This is a genomic window from Aliterella sp. E5.1, assembly GCF_057473825.1.
This window is the reverse complement of the sequence record NZ_JBYCCV010000222.1, coordinates 1-2,944: the sequence shown is the minus strand read 5'-3', so window position 1 is coordinate 2,944 and position 2,944 is coordinate 1. Positions and strand designations below refer to the sequence as shown.

Here is a 2,944-nt window from a genome sequence, read left to right as displayed (position 1 = left end):
TTCGCCTCAAACTCTGTACGGCTCTTACTGCTTGCACAGTAAACAGTCCGGCACTCAACCCAAGGCTAATAAAAACTTCTCCCCAGACTTGCTGGAATTATGCCGCAGCGTGTTGGGTTGGGATATTGAGCGCAAAGTTACGAAAACTGGCAAATTCATTAGGGGATTGAGGTTGCGTACTGATGGCGATGGGGATTTCCCGACTCATGATTACAACTTGATGCAACTATTGACGGGTGGTGACGGGTCAGGTGACGGGTCGGGTGACGGGTCAGAACACTTGCCCAATAAGGATTTGAGCAAAGGTGACGGGTTAGTTCAAACTTCTAAGAAAAGTTTAGAAATAGAAAATCAATTAGAGTACGAGCAAAAAATAAATAATGAGGATACGTCTTTTTCAGTCATCCCACTTGAACCATTACTAACAAAGGATTCTGACCCGTCACCCTTACCCGTCACTCCATCCGTCACCAACATAAAGGAATTACCGCAGCCCAAAACGCCGCCACTGGAAGAAGGGTTGAGCGACCAAGATAAATTGAGCCGCCTGACCAAAAATCGCCGCCACTATCCGACGCTTTGGTACACAGGAATTGAGGATATTCCTCGACTGCTTAGGTTTCGGAGTGTAGAGCTTTGGTTTGATGAGCAAACAATAATTGCATTTCCTGATGGCTGGCAAAGTCCACAACGGTTTGTTTTGAATGAGATTGAATTTGTGGCTCAGTCCTAATAATTACTGGAGATAAAGTTGTTCCACTACTATGATGAATACTGAGTTGAAGTCACGGGTTGGGTTAAACCTAGAAGTGTTATGTTGAAAGCTTTTTCTGCTTCTAAATTCGTTAGAAGATTGATCTTTTCTTTTTCTGCTTTAGTTGTTTTATTACCAATTAGCGCCAAGGGTCAACCTTCGCCTGATTCTGCTACGTTCAATCAAAATACCAGCGTGTTGAACGATTTGGTTGTGTTGCAAAAAATGGTAAGCTGAAACAATTCCTCTAGAGAAAATAATTCTGTCTGCCTTTGATGAATCCATCTTCCCCGTTCAAGTGGCGGCACTATCAGCCCGAAGTCATCCTACTATGCGTGCGCTGGTATCTCAGTTATCCGCTTTCATACCGCCAAGTAGCAGAGATGGTGAACGAGAGAGGAATGAAAGTAGACCACACAACAATTTACCGTTGGGTGCAGGAGTATAGTCCAGAAATAGACAAGCGTTTTAGACCACACTTGCGTCCAACTAATGACTCGTGGCGAGTGGATGAAACATATATTAAGGTTAAAGGGTCTGGCAATTACTTATATCGGGTCGTAGATTCACAAGGAAACACTTTAGACTTTCTGCTCACAGCCAAACGAGATGCTCTGGCGGCGAAACGTTTTTTCCGTAAGACATTGAAAGCTATGCATACTCAGATTCCACGAGTCATTACTGTGGATAAAAACCCCGCTTATCCAAAAGCCATCAAGGAACTCATTGCCGCCAAAAAGTTACCCGAAATAGTGAAATTACGACAGATTAAATATCTCAATAACATCGTGGAGCAAGATCATCGAGGCATCAAACGATTAGTCGAACCGGGGATGGGATTTGGGTCTTTCAATACGGCACGCCGAACCATCCGAGGATATGAAATCATCAATATGATGCGAAAAGGACAGATTTTAGGAGTTCCCAAAGGAGCCATCAAAGAGCGGATTCTCTTCGTCAACAGAATCTTTGGAGTGGTTGCATAATCGAAACTCCTGCAACAGGGGTTTTCTGTCCTCGCAAAGTTTTTGCAACACAACCGTAATTTGTCACAATTGGCGGTGATTACCTTCTTCGCAGTGCCAAGAAGGACAATCCTTCTATGGATTCTAAATTATTGAACCATACTTTATGTCATCTATCCCAGGAATGATAAATTAATTTAAAATTATATGCTTTTAGATAGATTTGTAAATATGGAGGCATACAATACTATTCAAACAGTATTAATTTACTATTTGAATAGGTAAGAGTGAGCATACATGAACTAAATACTCAGATTACTAAGAAATTTTTTTCTAGGAGAACCTTGGCTTTTACGATTCGCTCATTTTTAGAGCAGTTGCTAAAGTTAGTAATTCAGGATGTTTACTCATTTTGCAACTCCAATAAACCCAATCGTCATCAATGGAAGTTTCATACTTTTTAAGTAGGCAAATTCCCCGATTAGTAAAAAACAATACCATTGAATCGCATTGTTTTTTACCAAAAAGTTTTAGCAACACAACCGTAGTTTATGCCTTTACTTTGTCAAACATCAAAACTGATAAAAAGAGTATGAGGTTGATCCGAGATAACGGCTCGAAAGGAAATAAGAGCTCTTAACCCTTGATTTTTCTTTACCTACAACAGCATTGCGTACAAGAGAGTAGCAAACTCTAAAACCTATGTAGGATAGTTGTTTTCAGCTTTAATTTTTTATCTGCTCAACCTCTACTATGGCATATTGCTCTCAATATGCCACTACAATTTGGTATGCAGATTCTGATTCAAAAATGTTTGTAAAAGGAAAAAATTAAATATGTTGAGTATCCCTAAAGATTGTGTTACCAAAAAATTAACAGGCTTCAATATCAAAGCCCTTGTTGATGAAACAATCCGTGAAGGAGTTGAACGTTCAGCCTTCGCCATAAACACTGACAGCAAATATGAACTCGTAAAAAGAATGATTGAAGCAGGGTTGCGAGAGTTTGTATTGGGAATCAGCCCAGAGAATACGGAGTTATTAAGTAGGTGTTTAGAAAGAAGGGCACTAGGAGACTTTGCAAACAACACTAAATTCATATTTATTGCTTTACTGAATTCGTGGGAAACTACATTTCACTACCTTAAAGATCTCCCAGAATCTCATCTGAGAGACTTGACTCTAAGTTTTGGAATGATTAATTTAAAATCGCAGAGTCAGCTCTT

General features: G+C 40.0%; 1 protein-coding gene and 2 pseudogenes. All 3 read left to right on the top strand.

The features are described from left to right. Positions 1-733, top strand: a pseudogene (locus AC2VE5_RS25365) (hypothetical protein); the annotation flags it as partial. Positions 734-1,029: 296 nt separating this feature from the next. After that, positions 1,030-1,740 carry an IS6 family transposase gene (locus AC2VE5_RS25360; RefSeq protein WP_486890358.1) on the top strand — a complete coding sequence of 237 codons (711 nt, stop codon included), beginning with the start codon at positions 1,030-1,032 and terminating at the stop codon, positions 1,738-1,740. Positions 1,741-2,555: 815 nt separating this feature from the next. Beyond that, a pseudogene (locus tag AC2VE5_RS25355) lies at positions 2,556-2,944 on the top strand (hypothetical protein); the annotation flags it as partial.

Bases quoted from the DNA above. Each gene is read 5' to 3' on its own strand.
- AC2VE5_RS25360 (WP_486890358.1), top strand. From the start codon at position 1,030: ATGAATCCATCTTCCCCGTTCAAGTGGCGGCACTATCAGCCCGAAGTC.